General features: G+C 36.9%; 14 protein-coding genes. 5 read left to right on the top strand and 9 right to left on the bottom strand.

Annotation, left to right across the window (positions count from 1 at the left end):
- Positions 1–146: 146 nt before the first annotated feature.
- The 3 genes from ACT4_RS02225 to ACT4_RS02215 all read right to left on the bottom strand — a co-directional run bounded on the left by ACT4_RS02225 (position 147) and on the right by ACT4_RS02215 (position 5,745).
- Complete coding sequence (locus ACT4_RS02225) at positions 147–2,651, bottom strand: DUF262 domain-containing protein (protein ID WP_005051561.1); 2,505 nt, start codon at positions 2,649–2,651, stop codon at positions 147–149.
- On the bottom strand, positions 2,648–4,531 hold the full coding sequence (locus tag ACT4_RS02220) for a DUF262 domain-containing protein (protein ID WP_007479452.1): 1,884 nt from the start codon (positions 4,529–4,531) through the stop codon (positions 2,648–2,650). The genes ACT4_RS02225 and ACT4_RS02220 overlap by 4 nt, the downstream gene beginning before the upstream one ends.
- Before the next feature lie 290 nt (positions 4,532–4,821).
- On the bottom strand, positions 4,822–5,745 hold the full coding sequence (locus tag ACT4_RS02215) for an inovirus-type Gp2 protein (protein ID WP_005051555.1): 924 nt from the start codon (positions 5,743–5,745) through the stop codon (positions 4,822–4,824).
- 501 nt (positions 5,746–6,246) lie between these two features.
- On the opposite strand from ACT4_RS02215, the gene ACT4_RS02210 reads away from it, so the two are divergent.
- Positions 6,247–7,113, top strand: a complete 867-nt coding sequence (locus tag ACT4_RS02210; RefSeq protein ID WP_007479450.1) for a hypothetical protein — start codon at positions 6,247–6,249, stop codon at positions 7,111–7,113.
- Here ACT4_RS02210 and ACT4_RS02205 read toward each other — a convergent pair.
- Positions 7,110–8,036, bottom strand: a complete 927-nt coding sequence (locus tag ACT4_RS02205; protein WP_005051550.1) for a hypothetical protein — start codon at positions 8,034–8,036, stop codon at positions 7,110–7,112. The genes ACT4_RS02210 and ACT4_RS02205 overlap by 4 nt on opposite strands.
- A gap of 152 nt (positions 8,037–8,188) precedes the next feature.
- On the opposite strand from ACT4_RS02205, the gene ACT4_RS02200 reads away from it, so the two are divergent.
- On the top strand, positions 8,189–8,461 hold the full coding sequence (locus ACT4_RS02200; RefSeq protein WP_005051547.1) for a pyocin activator PrtN family protein: 273 nt from the start codon (positions 8,189–8,191) through the stop codon (positions 8,459–8,461).
- On the opposite strand, the gene ACT4_RS02195 is transcribed toward ACT4_RS02200, so the two are convergent.
- Positions 8,445–9,593, bottom strand: a complete 1,149-nt coding sequence (locus tag ACT4_RS02195; RefSeq protein ID WP_007479442.1) for a tyrosine-type recombinase/integrase — start codon at positions 9,591–9,593, stop codon at positions 8,445–8,447. The genes ACT4_RS02200 and ACT4_RS02195 overlap by 17 nt on opposite strands.
- Before the next feature lie 133 nt (positions 9,594–9,726).
- Between ACT4_RS02195 and dusA the strand changes: the two genes are divergently transcribed.
- The 3 genes from dusA (at position 9,727) to ACT4_RS02180 (ending at position 12,289) form a co-directional block, all read left to right on the top strand.
- Positions 9,727–10,746, top strand: coding sequence for a tRNA dihydrouridine(20/20a) synthase DusA (dusA, locus tag ACT4_RS02190; RefSeq protein ID WP_007479441.1), 1,020 nt, complete (start codon positions 9,727–9,729; stop codon positions 10,744–10,746).
- Positions 10,747–11,006: 260 nt separating this feature from the next.
- Positions 11,007–11,465 carry a CHAP domain-containing protein gene (locus ACT4_RS02185; protein WP_004881724.1) on the top strand — a complete coding sequence of 153 codons (459 nt, stop codon included), beginning with the start codon at positions 11,007–11,009 and terminating at the stop codon, positions 11,463–11,465.
- Between the two features lie 380 nt (positions 11,466–11,845).
- Positions 11,846–12,289, top strand: a complete 444-nt coding sequence (locus tag ACT4_RS02180; RefSeq protein WP_034604480.1) for a hypothetical protein — start codon at positions 11,846–11,848, stop codon at positions 12,287–12,289.
- On the opposite strand, the gene ACT4_RS02175 is transcribed toward ACT4_RS02180, so the two are convergent.
- From ACT4_RS02175 to ACT4_RS02160, 4 genes are all read right to left on the bottom strand, one after another.
- Positions 12,282–13,049 (bottom strand): ThiF family adenylyltransferase, encoded by a 768-nt coding sequence (locus tag ACT4_RS02175; RefSeq protein WP_007479436.1) that lies wholly within the window; start codon positions 13,047–13,049, stop codon positions 12,282–12,284. The two genes, ACT4_RS02180 and ACT4_RS02175, sit on opposite strands and share 8 nt — an antisense overlap.
- 60 nt (positions 13,050–13,109) lie before the next feature.
- On the bottom strand, positions 13,110–14,309 hold the full coding sequence (locus ACT4_RS02170; RefSeq protein WP_007479434.1) for an MFS transporter: 1,200 nt from the start codon (positions 14,307–14,309) through the stop codon (positions 13,110–13,112).
- 105 nt (positions 14,310–14,414) lie between these two features.
- Positions 14,415–17,171 carry an aconitate hydratase AcnA gene (gene acnA, locus ACT4_RS02165; RefSeq protein WP_007479433.1) on the bottom strand — a complete coding sequence of 919 codons (2,757 nt, stop codon included), beginning with the start codon at positions 17,169–17,171 and terminating at the stop codon, positions 14,415–14,417.
- A gap of 125 nt (positions 17,172–17,296) precedes the next feature.
- Entirely contained in the window at positions 17,297–18,112 is an 816-nt protein-coding gene (locus ACT4_RS02160) for a TatD family hydrolase (protein WP_165593493.1), read from the bottom strand.
- Between the last annotated feature and the right edge of the window lie 16 nt (positions 18,113–18,128).

Genomic DNA, 18,128 nt, shown 5'->3' with positions numbered 1-18,128 from the left:
CAGTGGAACTGTGATGAGCGACTTAGACACAGTTTCAATATTACGGTTGCCTTTGCGATATTGCTAATCACCAAGACAGCCATAATCCAACTCTTTACGAAAAAACTTCACCACTCAACCTTGTGTGACGTTCACGCTAGCCAACATTACTCACTATCTAGCTCTCGTAAATCTGCGCAGAGATTGGTCAAAACCTCAAAAGCTTCGATGGAGGTTTCACAGCTATTTCGATACGTCAAACCCCACTCCTCCTCATAAAGTTCAAATTGATGCTTATCTAGAATACCAATCAATTCTTCCGTACACGCCTTAAAGTTAGGAGTGTTAAAATCCAATAAATACTTATTGTCATACGCAACAGTTACCACATATTCTTTTTCCTTATAAGTCCAAGATTCAAGACATGCACATGAGTAATGTGAAGTACTTTTAACGTCATAGTATTCAAAGGATTTAAATGGTGAAAACTGTTCATCACTCTGCTTATACTTTAAATAAAAAACTCTAGAATTCAGTTCACTATGGTAGTGATTTCGATATAACTCCCCAAGTAAAAGGATAGTATTTCCATCTTCATAAATAAACCCTTGCCGACAATACTCAAATAACGCCTTATATTTAATAAAGTGTGTTTTCCAAACAGCCAATTCAGGATTCTTCAAAGCTTCACTGCATATAGACTGTAATGAGTCAACAATATCATTAGCATCAAAATTTGGATCATCAAAAACAGCTTTTACATAACTTTGCCTTTTTTCCCACTGGTCATTAGCTGTCATTGATATTCGTAGCAACCGCTTCCAGCTATGATCACGATCAACGTTATTTCTAGTGCCTCGTGTACTCAGCAAATTTTTCCACCTAGAATCACTGCCACTGGTAAAATACACGCCTTTGCTTAAAACAGCCCTCTCCCAAAGATAGTCATAATCGGCAGAACTCACAGCAATTAAATTAAATAGTTTGCACCCTTTTTCGGTATAGTTTTGGAATTCTGAAAAATACACTGCATCTTCTGCGAATGTCCAATCACAGTTTTTATTCTTCCGATAAAAATCCAATATGCCTGAGAAGTTAAGTGCAAAACCAATTTGACCTTTAAAAAAAGAATGCTTTTCCATAGCCCAAATCAGTCTTTTCCATTCATCTGACTTCGCCATCAAGTGAGCTTTGATTCGCTCTTCAAGAACTTGTGCAGGCTGAAATCCTGCAACATCATTATTTTTTTTAAGAATTTCTAATATAGATTCATCGTGCTGACTCAATGCATGAATTGAAATAAGTGCTCTCAGATAGATATCAGCGCTATTAATGATCGTATTTTCGGTGAGGTTGTAGATGACACGTGACCAATCCACCAACCCTGCTAAATCTTTACCACTAGCCAAATAACTGTAAAAAGCAAAAAAACGCAATTTCTCTGGATAGCTAGTATTATCAGCTATGACTTTCTTAAAAGTATCTTCTTCATCGTAATAATCAGAATCATCTAGATAAATTTTTATTCTTTCACCCGCTAGATCCTTATTGTAGAGAAGATCCATCATATTTATCAGATAATCCACTAATTCGGCACTAAAACAATTTAAATCCTCATACTTAAAAAAAGACAAAGCCTTAAGCTTACCGCCCGAACCTAACAACCCACCCAACCGTTTTGTTTGAGTCTCTGAATTTTGTTTTTCAATAAGACAATAATTTGCAATGATCAAACGTATAAAGTTCATCAACTTATCATCAAATGAAATTTCGCTTAACGCTTCATTATGATATCCCCAAAACATATCCGCCCAATCTGTATCTATCTTGTGCACAAAATACTGATAGGCATCTACAGGCTGATGGACTTTCCCCCCAAAACTCAATGTATAAACTGATACATCACTTTGAAATGACTTAATATATTGCTCAAATTTTGCCTTAAAATTTTCAAAATCTGTTAGAGGTTTTCCGCGTGCATTCATCTTGATATATAAATCATCAGATAAATTAAACTCTTTTAGATCCAAAAATAAAAAGGTAATGATAGGTTTTTCTTCATCAATCAATCGTTCAAATAAATCAGGACGACCAGCAAACTTGGCATGTATGGAATCCAGCATATTAAGCATCGACTGAATGGTAGGATCATTTAACCATGACAAATGAAACCATCCACGATTCTGAATCGTCTTTGACAACGATTTTTCACTTTCTATATCAAGCAAGCACTGCATATCAAAATAATTACCAATCAGTGCATCACAGAACTCACTTGAACTAGCACGTGTTTCATATCTGAAGAGTGACTTGCCATTTTTATAAAGAGCTTTTCTCAAAAACTCAGCTTGATCAGCAATGTGTGCCAAATACCAATGCAGTAAAAATAATGTTGTTAAGCGTTGCTGTCCATCTAAAGGTACAAATCGAAATGAATCACCTACTTGAATCAGACTACCGTAGACAAAGTCCAAATCTCTATTGGGATTACCTTGAACCAAGTACTGCTTTAAAGCGTCTAAAAAGGATGCTCTAACAGCATATTTAGATGCTCTACCTTGTGCATAATCACGCTGAATAATTGGAATTTCTACAGTATATTTTTTTTCACTAAATAGTTTAAAAAAGCTTAAGCGCTCACCGGAGTTTGGCAATATATTTATATTATTCATGCTTTTCTCTCCTGATCGGTATCTGACAAATATTCTTTTAATAACTGTTTGAGTGCTTCCAAATAATCCTCTGCATCAGACTTCTGCCAATACCTGACTTCTCCTAGTTTCTTACTATAAAACTTAAGAAAAACATTTTTAGTGCAAATAGGTATAAAAATACCATTTTTGTCATTATGGATGATTCGTTTCCGCTTAATCGGAAACATTGCATTTTTATAACTTCGGTTCGTTGTTGCATCTAACAATGCCAAGTTGCCTATTCCATTTGTCCAATCCTCTCCTCGCTCCCCTTGAGACTCTTTAAATTTTTCCGCTACTTTGTTATACAACTCGTCAAAAAACACACTATCTATATTTTCAGATGCAAGGACTTGGCAGAGGTCAGCAATGATGCTGCGCTCATCTTCTGGATACCCCTCCAAGCAAACATTTTGATGATTTCTCGTATTGGTAAAATATTCCAGAATATCCTCCGACCAATCTAACCTAGACTTTCCTTCTATTTTTTTATCTGTTTGAGAGCGTATGTGTTCAATATCCCAATTTTCCGATTTATAGCGATCAAAAGGAAAACGTATATCAGTGTCTTTTGTTGAGAGTAGAGTCTCAATATTTGAAAGCAGTAATACCTTGCGTATAATCGCATCCCCATACGTAAGTTCTTCTAGGCTCTTCACGACTTTTCCTTTTGCTTCCTTTTTTTCTTCTTTGATCTCTTTTTTTATTTCTTCTTTCAAGTATTTTTTGAATTCTATTTTCGTTAGGTTGTTTTGTTCAGACTGAGTTTTAAATTTACTGACTCGCGGTTCACTTTTATTAGACTCACGTCTTGATGGTTCGCAGGCAATCAAGAAACCAATTAAGTGATATAACTCGCGATCTCGATACCACTCATCAAACGTGAGAAAATAATCCTTCACTGATTTCCATAGTCTATCAATTACCAACACGCGATCTTCGTCATTACTGGCTTTAAATACCTCATTAAATTGATGGAATGTAAAAAAATCTTCTGCCCCTAAAGGTTTTTTTTGCATGAGGTCAAATATATATTCTATCCGTGTATCGTACTTTGCCCCAATGTCCTCGTTATAAATAAAAGACCAAAATGAAGACTCTTGCAAACATTGCTCAATCTGATCCCATTCTGTAGCAATTTGAATTTGCTTTAAGCTGGCTTTTTCCTGCTCAAAATTACTACTTTGTAAAAACAAGGCTTTTACCAGTTCCGAATTGGTTAGTGGGATTTTTCCAATATTGATCCGAGAAAATACATCAATTGCATAATCATTGTCTTTGCATTCATCACTTAAGTCATACCAAATAACCTGTACTGAATGTTGTTCATTTGGCTTTGCCAATAACGTGGCTAAAAATTTATTATGATCAGTATAATCTAGCTCTTTAAACCAGTGCTGCACTGCTTCATGTGCCTCTGCGATATGATGGAAGTCTTTATTTTTCCTTCCTTCGTATTCATCAATATTTTCCAGAAAATCTTTACTACTCTTCCGTGTCTCATACTCAAGTGAAAAGATCGATTTTTTATAAGCCTCTTTTAACTCACGACGCAAATGTTTTTTTTCTAAATAGTGCAAAATAATATAGAGGGTTGTCAGGCGTTGCTGACCATCCACAACCTCCCACTGATCATCATCTTTTTTTAATACGACGATAGGCTGTAAACAGTAGAATGATGGTTTGCCACCATTTTTTTGACTAAACTCCCAAATATCATCTAAGAGTTCTTTGACTTGAAGTTTAGTCCAACGATATCCACGTTGATACGCTGGTATATAAAATTTCTCACCTAACAGCTCATGAATTGTTTTTAAGACCAATTTGTTGGTATTACTTTCCATTTTTTCAGCACCCATACATTCCCCAATTTTATATACCATGTCATCAATTACTGCATCATGCTTTATTTTATCAATGTTTTATCCTATTCACACTGCAAGAATCATTTAAAATGATTTGAGATTATCGATTAAGAATTACCAATTTCAGATTTCATGCTGCACTACTGCAAATAGCTAAGCTAATGATTTAAGTTTAAGCTTTTTTAATCATTTATTTAAAATCTCTTACCCTCCATAAGATGCGTAATACTGTAATACATTACACATCTTATGTTTCCACCTAATATCTCTTTAAGCGCCATAACTTAGCTTTTAAAAGCCCTCCTACGCTTATTAATCTTATACTGCCCTCTGCCAAAGCTACGCATATCCTTAATTCTTGCGCGAAGATGTTGGTTATCTTTTTCTGGATTCACTAAATACATTGCAGCCTCAATCGCATTCTGTATTTGTTCAGGTCTACTCCTATGAATCATACCAATACCCAACTTGCCCTTCCGTAGAAGTTGCTCCTTGTACTCAGGGGAGTTAGAGATAAAGTAATAACCTTGGTTAGCCGTAATCTCACTCCAACATTGCCCAACCTGTATAGCCATACCAAAATCTTTTTGGTGTTTATGGCCATCGTAGATAAGTAAGACATGACAGTGATAACCCTTAGTTGCTCCTTGTTCTAAAGCCCATGCATAACCTTGTAGACCTTTAAAACAAGTATCTTGGTTTTGCACTCGATTTATAAAAGTGCGTAGATAGACATTAAATTGCTCAATATCTACAGTATGCTGATGTTTTAGCTCAACACTCAAATCTATACGAATAAATAATAGTTTGGAGTAATGTTGAGTTAGTTGTTGTAGATACTCGCGAAGACTACGCTGATTACGTTTTTCTTGAGCCTTTAATTGGATGATCTCAAGTGCAATATTTAACTTCCCGTAATGTAGTAACTCTAATAAACGAGACATTTGCATAGGAGTAAGATGCCTTACAACAGAGATATCTTCACCATTCAACATTTCATCAATAGCTTTCGTCAAAGAATGAAAGGTTTCAACACTTTGAGCATATCGTAAGTGGGATTTATAGATTGCCTTAAATCGAGGAATAAGCTGCATTAAACCATCTTTAAAATCTTGCTCACTGTATCTCTCATATGACACAGAGATAATAAAGCTTTCTATATCAACCAATATTTTAGACTCATTAAGAGTAGGATTAGATGCATCCATATGTGTTTCCTAGTTTATATTGAAGACATATAACTAGGAAATTATTCAAGTTTCACAGAATATACTTATGTTATGTAATAAGTTGAGTAGATACAAGTAATTATGAATGGATATAGATTGAGTAATAATTATTAATATAATAAGGATATATTCATTATATTAATAACCCACTTATCCTTATAAATACAAACACCTATTTACTAATATTTAAATTACTAAATCGCCCTTAATACCATTGAAACTTAAGATAGCTATGAAAGCTAAACTTGCGTTAGTTTTTTTAATCAGTGATAACAAGTATTACCATTACCCCATGCTTCAACTCTTCAACTCTTCAACTCTTCAAATCTCAAAATAAACCATTGATATTAATTAAATTAATAAACATATAACCACATGTATTTCGCTAATTATTCTTCAATATAGAAAATATTCCACACTAGTATTTCATATATTTATCCAATATAATTCTACTAGTCGTTCTACATGTAGATATAAACAATGAGCAGATTACAAGGCAAAGATGCCCAAAACATAGTCAAAGACAAACGTGGTTTTACAGATCGTGAGATAAATTGGTTTTGGTACCATAATCAACATTTCAGACATAACCCATATGTTCAATACAGTTCAATGCTAGAAAAAAGACAAATCGTTCATGCATATTTTGATCTTGAAAAAGATGGTGAGTATTTTTTAAAAAGTTCATTAATAAATAAAGATAAATTTCTAGTTAATGAAAGTTACTTTAGTTGGATCGACAAACACGATGACAGATTATTAATATTCATCATAAACACAATAATAAAAATGAATTTAACAACACCCCCTATTGTCAAAACAATAAACAACTATGAATATTTTTTAAATTTAATTGACAATTTAAATATAAATAAAGATCTAAAAATATCACAACTAATTGAAGCAAGATCAACTTGGTCAAGTCATAAAAGCAAATCAAAAGATACAGAATGGATTAAATATAACGACAGCAAACAAATTGAATGGGCCTGGGAGTATATTAAAAAAGGAGGTTATCAACCTTTCTTTCCAACACCTCCAATTAGTGAGTACCAAAAATACTTGTATACACTTTCCACCATCGATTTAATTGGACATATAAACAATACTGAAGCTAAAGAATTATTCTTAATTAAAATGAAAAAAACATGGTCACAAAAGAAATATAGAGATGAAGGAAAAATCAAAAAACCTTATCATATTCCTTTAACCAAAGTTCGACATGAGGAGTTAAAAAAAATGTCTGAATTATTTGAAAAATCTATACCTGATGTTTTAGATTTCATAATTGATAAAACATATAATGAATGCATGAGGGATAATGAAGATAAGTTAAAAGAATATTAATGATTCAACTTATTAATTTCTTTCATCTCGAAATTTAAAAGTATCTCAGTTAATAAGTCAGGTCTCTTTCTTAATAAATTTTTTATCACTTCAGGCTGATAGGCTGTATTAAATGGAAGTTTCTTCTTCAGCAAAATTGACGGGTCATCCATCAGCAAGGCGTTTTGAAGCTCTCGGCATGTAACTCTTAGTTGTCTAATTTTATTGATATAGGTCTGCTTTCGAGTTGCAGTTATTATTAAGCCTGAACCTAGTTTATAACTTGGTGGATTTACTTTAAATTGTTTGAACTCTTGTTGAAGCTCTTCTAGAGTTCTCATTTTTTCTTCTAATTGGGTTGTTATCCACTCCTTATCAAATTGCTTAAGTACAGAGTCTAATTCAGGCAAGATACTCTCTACAGCAGCATTCAAATTATTCCACTTTCCTTGGGTTTGAGCTTTATTCAGCATAAAATCAAAAATCACTTGATGCTTTTTATATAAATTCTTTTGATACCGTTTATTTGCTCCACGCGCTCCTCTTATTCTAATATTAATTTTATTACTAAAGAGAACATCTACATCCATTTCAGCATACAGATTAATTATTTCTTTGTACGCTTTTTTTATTTCTTTATCTGAGAGCTCATCAAATTGTTCTATCAGCTCGAAGATGAGACTTAAAACCTCTAAAAAGTCATGGCTTGAATAAGTTTTATTATATCTTTTAACAATAATAGACTGCTCCATGAGCTCAACAATTTGTTGTAACTCCTCCTCCTTAAAACTCCTCTGAATCTCTTGCAAATAAGCTAGATTTAAATCATCCCTATCGGGTGCTTCGACATCGTGCTCATATCCAGCTTTCGTACAGTAGTTAAGAAATCCTTGGCACACTTCAAACAAAAAAGTATATAACTCATCTATATCAACATAGGCCATACTACCACCAAATGTATATTTTGTTATTTATCAACATCTAATCATATCACTATAGTTAAGTTATTAATTACTTAACTTAAATTATATAACTCTTAAATTAAAATTATTACGATAAAAATATCAATAATTAGCAAATGTAGGAAAACTTATTTATGGGAGCTTTAAAGCTTAGTACATCAGATTACTTATTTATTAGATATCGATCTATGACGATTGAACTAATGACAATTGTCTCAGACTACTACCCACATCTGAGTAAGGCAGAAGCCTTGAGAAAAGCAAACAACTGTGAGTTTCCTTTCTCAGTGTTTAAAATAGATAAAAGCAAGCGTGCGCCTTTTCTGGTGCACGTCAAAGATCTTGCGGATGTTTTAGATAAACAATATTCAGACGCCTCAAAAGACTTTGCTACGTTTCATCAATGAGGCGTAGCACCTCTTCCAACTGCATAACGTTTCTTCTAGCCTTTACGGAAACATAACGCTGCAAACTGCTCCAAGAATCATGCAAGCTTACTTTTTGAATTTCAGGAATTGTAAAGCTTTGTTCTGCAAGTCTAGTACACCCTTCATGTCTTAAATCATGAAAACGCAAATCCTCAATTCCAAGCATCTTGCATGCCTCTCGAAACTCTTTACCTAAACTCTTCGCATTCAGAGGTAAGAGTAGATTCTCATTATGACCTAATTTAAGCATTCTGCTACGGACTTCATGATTCATTAAGCGTTCGATAATCATTTTGCACGGTTCTAAAACATCAAAGGTTTTATGATTTCCCTTCGAACCATTAGGATTTTTCAGGTCATGAACTTTCCAGGACGAATGATGTTGGTCGTAATCATCTAAGCTTAAACGGGTTAATTCTGCTTCACGTCTACAAGAAAAGATCGCAAACCAGATCACTAAATGCATCGGGTACTTCGTCCCATATCTATTAAGCTTCCAACGTTCTAAAAAATACTTTGTTAAAGCAATCAACTCTGCATTCGTTGGTAATCTATCTCGTTTCTTACTCGGAGAGATTTGACGTGTTTTTCTCAGTTGGGCTGTAGCCTTATCAAAACTATTTAAATCAATATCTATGTCCCACATTACAGCAGCATGAGCCAAGACACCACGAATATGAAGAAGTTCATGTTGCTGAGTACTTGTTGCAATTGGATCTAAATCTAGGTGAGCAATCCCAGCTTTTCTTAATGCAACATGATCGGCCAAATGTACTGATTTTATTTTTGTGATAATATTGCGCGCTATCGGAAACTTCTTAATTAAGTTTAGAGAATAGCGTTTCGTCCTTCCGTACTCGCTCCCAACTTCTTCCAAATATTTATCAATGGCATCAGCCAAGGTTAGGTCTATTAGTTTTTCTTTGCCTAACAAAATATCTGGATTTTCTTGAATCTCAACTTCTCTTTTCTTAAGCCAGTTTTCCGCCACTTTCTTTGAATGGAAAGTTTTGCTTTCAGAAAAGGCTGGATATCCCTTTCGATTGATTCGGATCGCTGCACGGTAACTCACACTGCCATCTGCACCTTTTCTAGCTGTAACTGAACCCATAATTTACACCACAAACTATTTTTCGCATTATGGTGTAAAATTTGGTGTAAATGCAAACAGCAAAACTCATATTCACAGGTGTTACCATGCGTTTACGCAGATTCAAATACTAGACATAAAGGTATGATTTTAAATGAGTATTAACAAAAACCTTGAAACAACTGGTAATCCAAGAATCAGTGTAGCACCGATGATGGATTGGACAACCAAAGATTATCGTTTTTTTGCACGCCTATTTAATCCAAATATCGTGCTATATACCGAAATGGTGACCACAGGTGCAATTATCTATGGTGGCGCAAATCGACATTTAGATTTCAATAAACAAGAACATCCTATTGTGTTACAGCTTGGTGGTTCTAACCCACAAGAGTTAGCAACTTGTACCAAAATGGCGCAAGACTGGGGCTATGATGAAGTCAATTTAAATGTAGGTTGCCCAAGTGACCGTGTTCAGAATAATAAGATTGGTGCTTGTTTAATGGCTGAACCCAATTTAGTGGCGGACTGTATTTACAGCATGCAAAAAGCAGTTTCAATTCCAGTCACGGTAAAACATCGTATCGGTATCGATGGCATGCAGTCTTATGAAGAAATGTTGCATTTCGTAGATACTGTTGCAGCAACAGGTTGTACTCATTTCATCGTACATGCCCGTATTGCGATCTTGCAGGGATTATCTCCAAAAGAAAACAGAGAAGTTCCCCCGCTACGTTATGAAGACGTATACCGACTCAAACAAGAGCGTCCGAATTTGATCATCGAAATCAATGGGGGGATCAAAAGCTTTGACGAAACTCAACAGCATTTACAACATGTTGATGGCGTTATGATTGGACGTGAAGCCTATCACAATCCATATTTATTGGCTGAGTTAGGTCAACTTTGGAATTTGGAAGCACCGAATCGTTTTGAAATCATGCAACAAATGATGCCGTATATTCATCAACGTGTGGCCGAAGGTGCACCACTTTCAATTATTACACGCCATATTCTGGGCTTATTTCAAAACTTGCCAGGCGCACGTAAATGGCGTCAAGCATTAAGTGGTGGAAATGCCAAAACCATTCAAGACATCGAAACTGCAATGAGTAATATTCAGGCGGCAATGCAACGTACAGAAGACTATCTTCGAGAGCATCAAGCTGATTAAATCCCCATCAAATCTAAAGTGCCAACCTCATCACAGCGTGAAATATGATTTTACAAATCTTTAAATGCTGTGTTGCTGGCACTTAACCTCCTAATTATTAGAATATTATTCATCTGATTCTAGGTGTTCTATAACGGTGCAAACCGCATATCGTTATATTATTACATTAACTTTAAGATTTTTTCAGATTTATCGCTTACCATCTGTTTCGCCATAAATATGGTGCTCATTTGGTTTTAAAGATGCGATAGAGATTATAGATGATTTACGATGTACCCTCAGTTGATCACAGCATGGTTCACACACCAACCCACATGATTGTGACCGCCCAAGACTCACCGAAACAACCATCAATCAATGTAAATAAGTTTTCTAAAAAACTGGTACATCGAGCATCGTATCGTAGTTCATCTCAATGTGCGAAGTATGTGCGTATTGCTTTACAAGCTGCTGGCGCAAAAATCACACAACATCCAATCGCAGCAGCGGATTGGGGTAAAACGCTACAAGAAATCGGCTACCAAAAAATCAAACCTGCTTTTGATAATCCTCAAGTTGGTGATATTTATATTATCAATCGTACTCAAAAACATCGTTACGGTCATATCGCAGGATTTACTGGATCACAGTGGGTTTCAGACTTTATGCAAACTAGTTATGACGTATATAAAGACAAAAATGTCACTTATACCTACTATCGTTTAGATCAATCCATTTAAGAAACCCAAAAATATATTGAGCATAGGTTTATAGCGCCAGTCCACACTGGCGTTTTTTTTGCATGAAAAATAACTAACTTATGTGCAAATCAATAGGGTCTGTTGACATTTCACCTTGCGAGCTTTCAGCTCTCATTGCGACAGAGGACATTTTTTAGACGATACAAGGCATGTTTTGCGAAACTTAGTCATTCTAAGTGAGTAAGACGTAACGCAGTAGCGGTAAAAAATGTCCCTGTCCCGTAGGGTTATGGCTAAAACTTCCCTAAACTGCGTTATGAAACTTGACAAGGGGGTCGCCATTGCCTGCGTTTCACGCCTTGTTTATGTCGTTTTAGCCTATAACGCAATGCATGGCTGAAATATCAACAGACCCTAATATGAAAAAAACGATCTTAAGCTTTATTACTTTAGCAATAACGACTTCTACAATTGCGACGCCTTATACCGAAACTACTTCAGTATTTAAACAAGTTCCATCGAAACGAATATATCAACCTGACTATCTCATTAAAAAAATAGACCAATCACAGGTGACCATTCACATTCAAAGAAAGAAATATTTGAATGGGATCATCGACTGCCCATCCTTAATTTACTTTGATAAAAAGAAAGTTATTTCTCTACATTCATTTGAAGAAACGACCTTATTTCTAAATCCAGATCGTTACTATATTAAATATGCGATTAATAATAGCGGTTGTATCAATCTTGAGTTTTATCAAAACGTGCAGCCTGAAATAGATATCATGACCCAAGAGCGACTTATGCTCGGAGAGCATGTTTATGAGTTTTCTATAGGCGAAGAAACTAAACCTAAGTAAGCGCTTTTTTAGTATCAAGCTTTTTAAGGACTTCTGCTACGGCGACCATCGCAAAACTAGAAGTAACCACGACAGCCGACCCATACCCCCCACAACGTAGTCCTGCACTTGGGCAAACATCTACACTTGAAAATGGATTATCAATGGAATAAACACAGGTAATTCCAAATTTCTCTTTCGGTTTTTTACAAATACCTTTCGAGCGAAGTTGTGCTCTCAGCTTCGCAAGCATTGGATCTTGTTCAGTTTTAGATAAATCCGCAACACGAATTTTCAAAGGATCAAGCTTACCGCCAGCTCCACCTGATACGATCAATGGAATCTTGTTAAAGCGACAATGCAGCATCAATGCAAGCTTGGCTTTAACATCGTCAATACAGTCTAAAATGATATCAGGCACAACATTCAGTATGTCTTTTACGTTGTCAGGTGTTAGATAATCATCAATCACATTGATTTTAATTCTTGGGTTAATCTGACGGCAACGCTCAGCCATCACCTCAATTTTTTCTTGTCCAAGCGTCGAAGTCATTGCAGGTAATTGGCGATTAATATTCGATGCAGCAACAACATCCATATCAACCAAGGTCAACTCCCCGATTCCTGTCCGAGCAAGCGATTCAACCGCCCAACTGCCCACACCACCAATTCCAATCACCATGACATGACTTTTCTCATAGTGCGCAAATGAGTCTTCTCCATAAATCTTGGCTACACCCGCAAAACGGCGGTCATATTCATCATTTTGGAGATCAGTCATCACAGGAAATTCTATAGCTTGAGTCAAACCACTATTTTAACGTGTTTATCATCATTTGGGCTATAACGATGATGCATTCGCTTGGCTGTGCTGTTGCTTTTTACTCAATACAATCAAAAAGACTAACACAATGAATGTAAGTGATAACGCGAGTAAATTGGCATTGCTCCAACCGAGACTGGTTAAAATCGGCGCAGGTAAAAATGCGCCTAATGTTGCAAATAAAGCAATTATTGTCTCATTCAACCCTTGTACACGATGTTTCTGTTGCTCATCTAAACCAGCGAGCAAAGTTGAAGCCCCTGAGTATGCAAAATTCCATCCGATACCGAGTACGATTAAAGCAACATTAATATAGATTCCCGCTTGCCCTAACATTGGAATAAAAGATGACAACATCAATAAGCCAAAACCAATATAAATCATCGTATTGATCCCAAAACGTTGAATCAGCTTAGAGACGAAAAAAGAAGGAATAAACATCGCTAAAACATGCAACTGAATCGAAATTGAAGCGTAATGAAACGAATGATGTTCTTTTAAATGTAAAGATGACATGATCATCATGACATTCATAATGTAAAAGGCAAATGCGCCACTCATGATCGCGATCACAATCCTATTGAATGGTAGTTTTGCTCGTTGAACAGATGCTATTACGCTTTGTTGGGCGTGTGGTTGTTTCTGTTTGTTATTCCAAAAATAAAGTATCGGCGACAACACCACTGCTAATATACTGAAAATTAAATAGATAAAGGTGAAATCTGGCAAGCCACTCACCTGTTGAAACTGAATTGCTAAAACTGGTGCAATCAATGCAGCGACTACCCCACCTGAGATCACCATTGCAGTCGCCTTAGGAATTAATTCAGGTGACAGACGATCTGAGGCAGCAAAACGATAAAAGTTAGCGGTAGAAATAAATAAACCTAAGCAAAAATGGCTCAGACAAAGCAAATAAAATTGTTCCGTTGTTAGCGCAAAATAACCCAAGACTCCCGCACCAAATAAACACAAGACACCGAGCTGAAATACTAAATGACGACCTAATTTTTTCATCAAAAAAGAAAAGATAAAGGTTGTTAATAAAATGGCTAAAAACTGTAAACCATAAGGAATCGTTGCTAGAGCTTGTGTCGGGGCAAGTTTAAGTCCAACAATCGCTGAAACAGTCACGGAAAGTACCGCTGCAATCAAGTTAAATGCTTGAGCAACGAGTAAAAAATACACATATTTAGGTAACTGATTCAAAATGATCATCCCATTTCATTAAGCATCAATACATTAATCTGAAAATAAATCAATTGATATAAAAAAAGATGAAAGCCGAACTTTCATCTTTTAGAAAACAATACATTACCGATTTTAAGCAGCAATTAAATTCCGCAAGACATAATGTAAAATACCGCCTGCTTTGAAGTATTCGACTTCGTTTAAAGTATCGATTCGGCAAAGCACTTTAAACTCAGCTTGGCTACCATCTTCCCGAACGACACTGACATTTAGAGTTTGATGCGGTTGAATATCATCAGAAAGACCATGTATAGAAAGTGTCTCACGTCCCGTTAAGTTTAAAGACTGACGCGTTTGACCATCAACAAATTGTAATGGAAGTACCCCCATTCCAACCAAATTAGAGCGATGGATTCGTTCAAAACTTTCAGCAATCACGGCTTTGATCCCAAGTAGATTGGTACCTTTTGCAGCCCAGTCACGAGATGAACCCGTACCATACTCTTTACCCGCGATAATCACTAAAGGTGTATTTTCTTGCTGATAACGCATAGATGCATCATAAATGGCAAGCTTTTCACCACTTGGAATGTGAATGGTATTGCCACCTTCTTCTCCGCCCAACATTTCATTTTTAATTCGAATGTTGGCAAAAGTACCACGCATCATCACCTCATGATTTCCTCGGCGAGAACCATAAGAGTTAAAGTCTTTCGGTGTTACGCCTTGATCTTGCAAATAGCGCCCAGCTGGACTGTCTTTTTTAATATTCCCTGCGGGAGAAATATGGTCTGTTGTTACGGAATCACCCAACACCGCGAGAATACGAGCCTGATCAATATTAGTAATCGCTTTTGGTGGTTGATTAATTTCCTCAAAAAATGGTGGATGACGAATATAAGTTGAGTCACTTTGCCATGCATAAGTCTGACTTTTCGGGATCTGAATCGCTTGCCATATGGCATCGCCATCAAATACCGCAGCATATTCCTTATGGAACATTGAGGTATTCACTTGTTGTAACACTTGATCGATTTCAGCCTGTGTCGGCCAAATATCTTTCAGGTAAATATCCTGTCCATCTTTGCCTTGTCCAAGTGGTTCAGAGGTCAGATCCGTTCGAATGTTTCCAGCCAATCCATAAGCAACCACCAAAGGCGGTGAAGCAAGCCAGTTGGTTTTCACTAATGGATGAACACGACCTTCAAAATTACGATTTCCAGACAATACCGATGCGACATTTAAATCATGACATTGAATGGCTTCTTCAATTGGGTCAGGTAAAGGCCCAGAGTTACCAATACAGGTGGTACATCCATAACCCACGAGGTTATATCCCAATTGATCTAAATATGGGGTCAATCCTGCAGCTGCAAGATAATCTGTGACAACCTTAGAACCGGGTGCAAGTGAGCTTTTTACCCAAGGTTTCCGTTGTAAACCTTTTTCAATCGCTTTTTTCGCCAGTAACCCTGCCGCTAGCATCACACTTGGATTTGAGGTATTGGTACATGAGGTAATCGCCGAAATCACCACATCGCCATGATTTAATGGATAAGATTTTCCATCAATCATACAAGATGGGCTTTCATGTGGCAGATTGGCTTTTTCAGCAGCAACGGCTGTTCCACCACCGCCCTCATTTTCCAACTGCTCTTTTTGCTCTTTAGCAGGTTTAAGTGCAAGCTCCATTAATGAACTAAAGGTCTTTGGAACATCGGAAAGTAAAACCCGATCCTGAGGACGTTTTGGCCCCGCTAAACTTGCTTGTACCGTACCCATATCTAGGCTCAACGTATCGGTAAAAATCGGTTCATCACCAAGATTTCGCCACAAGCCTTGCTCTTTACTATACGCCTCAACTAAGTCAATACGTTCTTGTTCACGACCCGTTAATGCAAGATAACCAAGGGTTACTTCATCAATCGGAAAAAAGCCACACGTTGCGCCATATTCAGGTGCCATATTGGCAATCGTGGCACGGTCAGCCAGCGGTAGATCAGCCAAGCCATCGCCATAGAATTCAACAAATTTACCCACCACGCCTTTTTGGCGCAGCATTTGAGTAATGGTCAAAACCAAATCTGTCGCAGTAATGCCCTCTTTTAATTTTCCTGTTAATTTGAAGCCAATTACTTCGGGAATTAACATCGATACTGGCTGTCCCAGCATCGCCGCTTCAGCTTCAATCCCACCTACGCCCCAACCTAGTACGCCAAGACCATTGATCATTGTGGTATGAGAATCTGTCCCCACCAAGGTATCTGGAAAGGCAAAGCTTTCACCATCATCGTCCCCAAGCCATACTGCTTGAGCCAAATACTCTAAATTGACTTGGTGACAAATCCCCGTTCCCGGCGGTACGACACTAAAATTATTAAATGCAGATTGTCCCCAACGTAGGAATTGATAACGCTCGCCATTACGTTGCATTTCAATCTCGACATTTTCGGCAAATGCATTTTCATTGGCAAAGTGATCCACCATCACTGAATGGTCAATCACCAAGTCCACAGGCGATAATGGATTAATCAGATTCGGATCACCGCCCGCTTGCGCCATTGCTGCACGCATCGCAGCTAGATCAACAACTGCTGGCACACCTGTAAAATCCTGCATCAGTACACGAGCGGGACGATATTGAATTTCTTGGTCTGAAGTACGCTGTTTCTGCCAATCAACCAGTGCTTGAATATGTTCTACTTTTACACTTTTTTGATCTTCAAAACGGAGTAAATTTTCTAGCAAAACCTTTAATGACTTAGGGAGTTGATCGATATTACCTAAGCTTTGAGCGGCTCGAGATAAACTGTAGATTTGATAAGACTTTGAGCCGACAGTAAGTGTTTTTAATGCATTGAAACTATTGATTTTGCTATATCTGGCCATAAGGTTGCCCTCCCAGTATTGGCGCGTTTGTTTATTATGAATGTCTTATTTAATGTAACCTTGTTTAGAAAAGCATGTGTTCCCTTTTAGTATCTTATTTTTATCGCGATTATTTTCTTATTATCTTAAAAATCTAATTTCAACGCGCTTAATGAATTTTGCCATAATTGTTCAGCCAACGCGTCAATCGGATGATCGAGTGTTTGCGCGAGTGCTTCCAATACATAGGGTAAATTAACTGGTGTATTGCGTGTTTTTTCTTCTGTTGAGGTTTGACAGCATAACGGCGTCATATCGGGACAATCGGTTTCAATGACCAAGTTTTCATGACCAATCGCTTGAACAACTTGATGTAATTTCTTGGCATTTGGATTAGTGATTTGTCCCGTCACGCCGATTTTAAACCCTAGTTTTACCAGTGCTTTGGCTTCTTCTACACCACCACTAAAGGCATGGGCAATGCCACCCAACTTAAATTTCTGAGCTTTTAAAATAGCAATCGTTTCAGCATGGGCTTTGCGAATATGCAATAAAACAGGTTTCTGATACTGAGTTGCTAACTCAAGTTGAGCATTAAAATAGTCTTGCTGTTTGGCAAATACATTCAACTGTTTATGTTGCTTCAAGAATGTATCTAAGCCAATTTCACCCACGGCAACGCAATCATACTGCTGCAAGACTTGCTCAAGTCGTTGCAAATGCTCACTCTGATGTTGCTCGATATAAAATGGATGTAAACCTGGTGCAAGATAAGATTGAGGAACAGCATCCCAAGCTTGAAGCTGTTGATGTGTTTGGATCAAATCATCAAAACGAGACGCCAAGAAACCAATTAAAACCAATGACTCCACACCTGCACGTTTGGCTTGTACTGCCAACTGCTGCCGATCATGATCAAAATCGGCAACATCAAAATGGGTATGGGTATCAAAGAGTTTCATCATTGTTACGTCTCAT

The organism is Acinetobacter sp. NBRC 100985 (assembly GCF_000241225.1).
GTDB classification, from domain to species: Bacteria; Pseudomonadota; Gammaproteobacteria; order Pseudomonadales; family Moraxellaceae; genus Acinetobacter; species Acinetobacter venetianus.
This window is presented reverse-complemented; position numbering and strand designations above follow the sequence as displayed.

Excerpts from the sequence above, each read along its gene's own strand:
- ACT4_RS02225 (WP_005051561.1), bottom strand. The coding sequence starts at position 2,651 with ATGAATAATATAAATATATTGCCAAACTCCGGTGAGCGCTTAAGCTTT.
- ACT4_RS02220 (WP_007479452.1), bottom strand. The coding sequence starts at position 4,531 with ATGGGTGCTGAAAAAATGGAAAGTAATACCAACAAATTGGTCTTAAAA.
- ACT4_RS02215 (WP_005051555.1), bottom strand. The coding sequence starts at position 5,745 with ATGGATGCATCTAATCCTACTCTTAATGAGTCTAAAATATTGGTTGAT.
- ACT4_RS02210 (WP_007479450.1), top strand. The coding sequence starts at position 6,247 with ATGAGCAGATTACAAGGCAAAGATGCCCAAAACATAGTCAAAGACAAA.
- ACT4_RS02205 (WP_005051550.1), bottom strand. The coding sequence starts at position 8,036 with ATGGCCTATGTTGATATAGATGAGTTATATACTTTTTTGTTTGAAGTG.
- ACT4_RS02200 (WP_005051547.1), top strand. The coding sequence starts at position 8,189 with ATGGGAGCTTTAAAGCTTAGTACATCAGATTACTTATTTATTAGATAT.
- ACT4_RS02195 (WP_007479442.1), bottom strand. The coding sequence starts at position 9,593 with ATGGGTTCAGTTACAGCTAGAAAAGGTGCAGATGGCAGTGTGAGTTAC.
- dusA (WP_007479441.1), top strand. The coding sequence starts at position 9,727 with ATGAGTATTAACAAAAACCTTGAAACAACTGGTAATCCAAGAATCAGT.
- ACT4_RS02185 (WP_004881724.1), top strand. The coding sequence starts at position 11,007 with ATGATTTACGATGTACCCTCAGTTGATCACAGCATGGTTCACACACCA.
- ACT4_RS02180 (WP_034604480.1), top strand. The coding sequence starts at position 11,846 with ATGAAAAAAACGATCTTAAGCTTTATTACTTTAGCAATAACGACTTCT.
- ACT4_RS02175 (WP_007479436.1), bottom strand. The coding sequence starts at position 13,049 with ATGACTGATCTCCAAAATGATGAATATGACCGCCGTTTTGCGGGTGTA.
- ACT4_RS02170 (WP_007479434.1), bottom strand. The coding sequence starts at position 14,309 with ATGATCATTTTGAATCAGTTACCTAAATATGTGTATTTTTTACTCGTT.
- acnA (WP_007479433.1), bottom strand. The coding sequence starts at position 17,171 with ATGGCCAGATATAGCAAAATCAATAGTTTCAATGCATTAAAAACACTT.
- ACT4_RS02160 (WP_165593493.1), bottom strand. The coding sequence starts at position 18,112 with ATGAAACTCTTTGATACCCATACCCATTTTGATGTTGCCGATTTTGAT.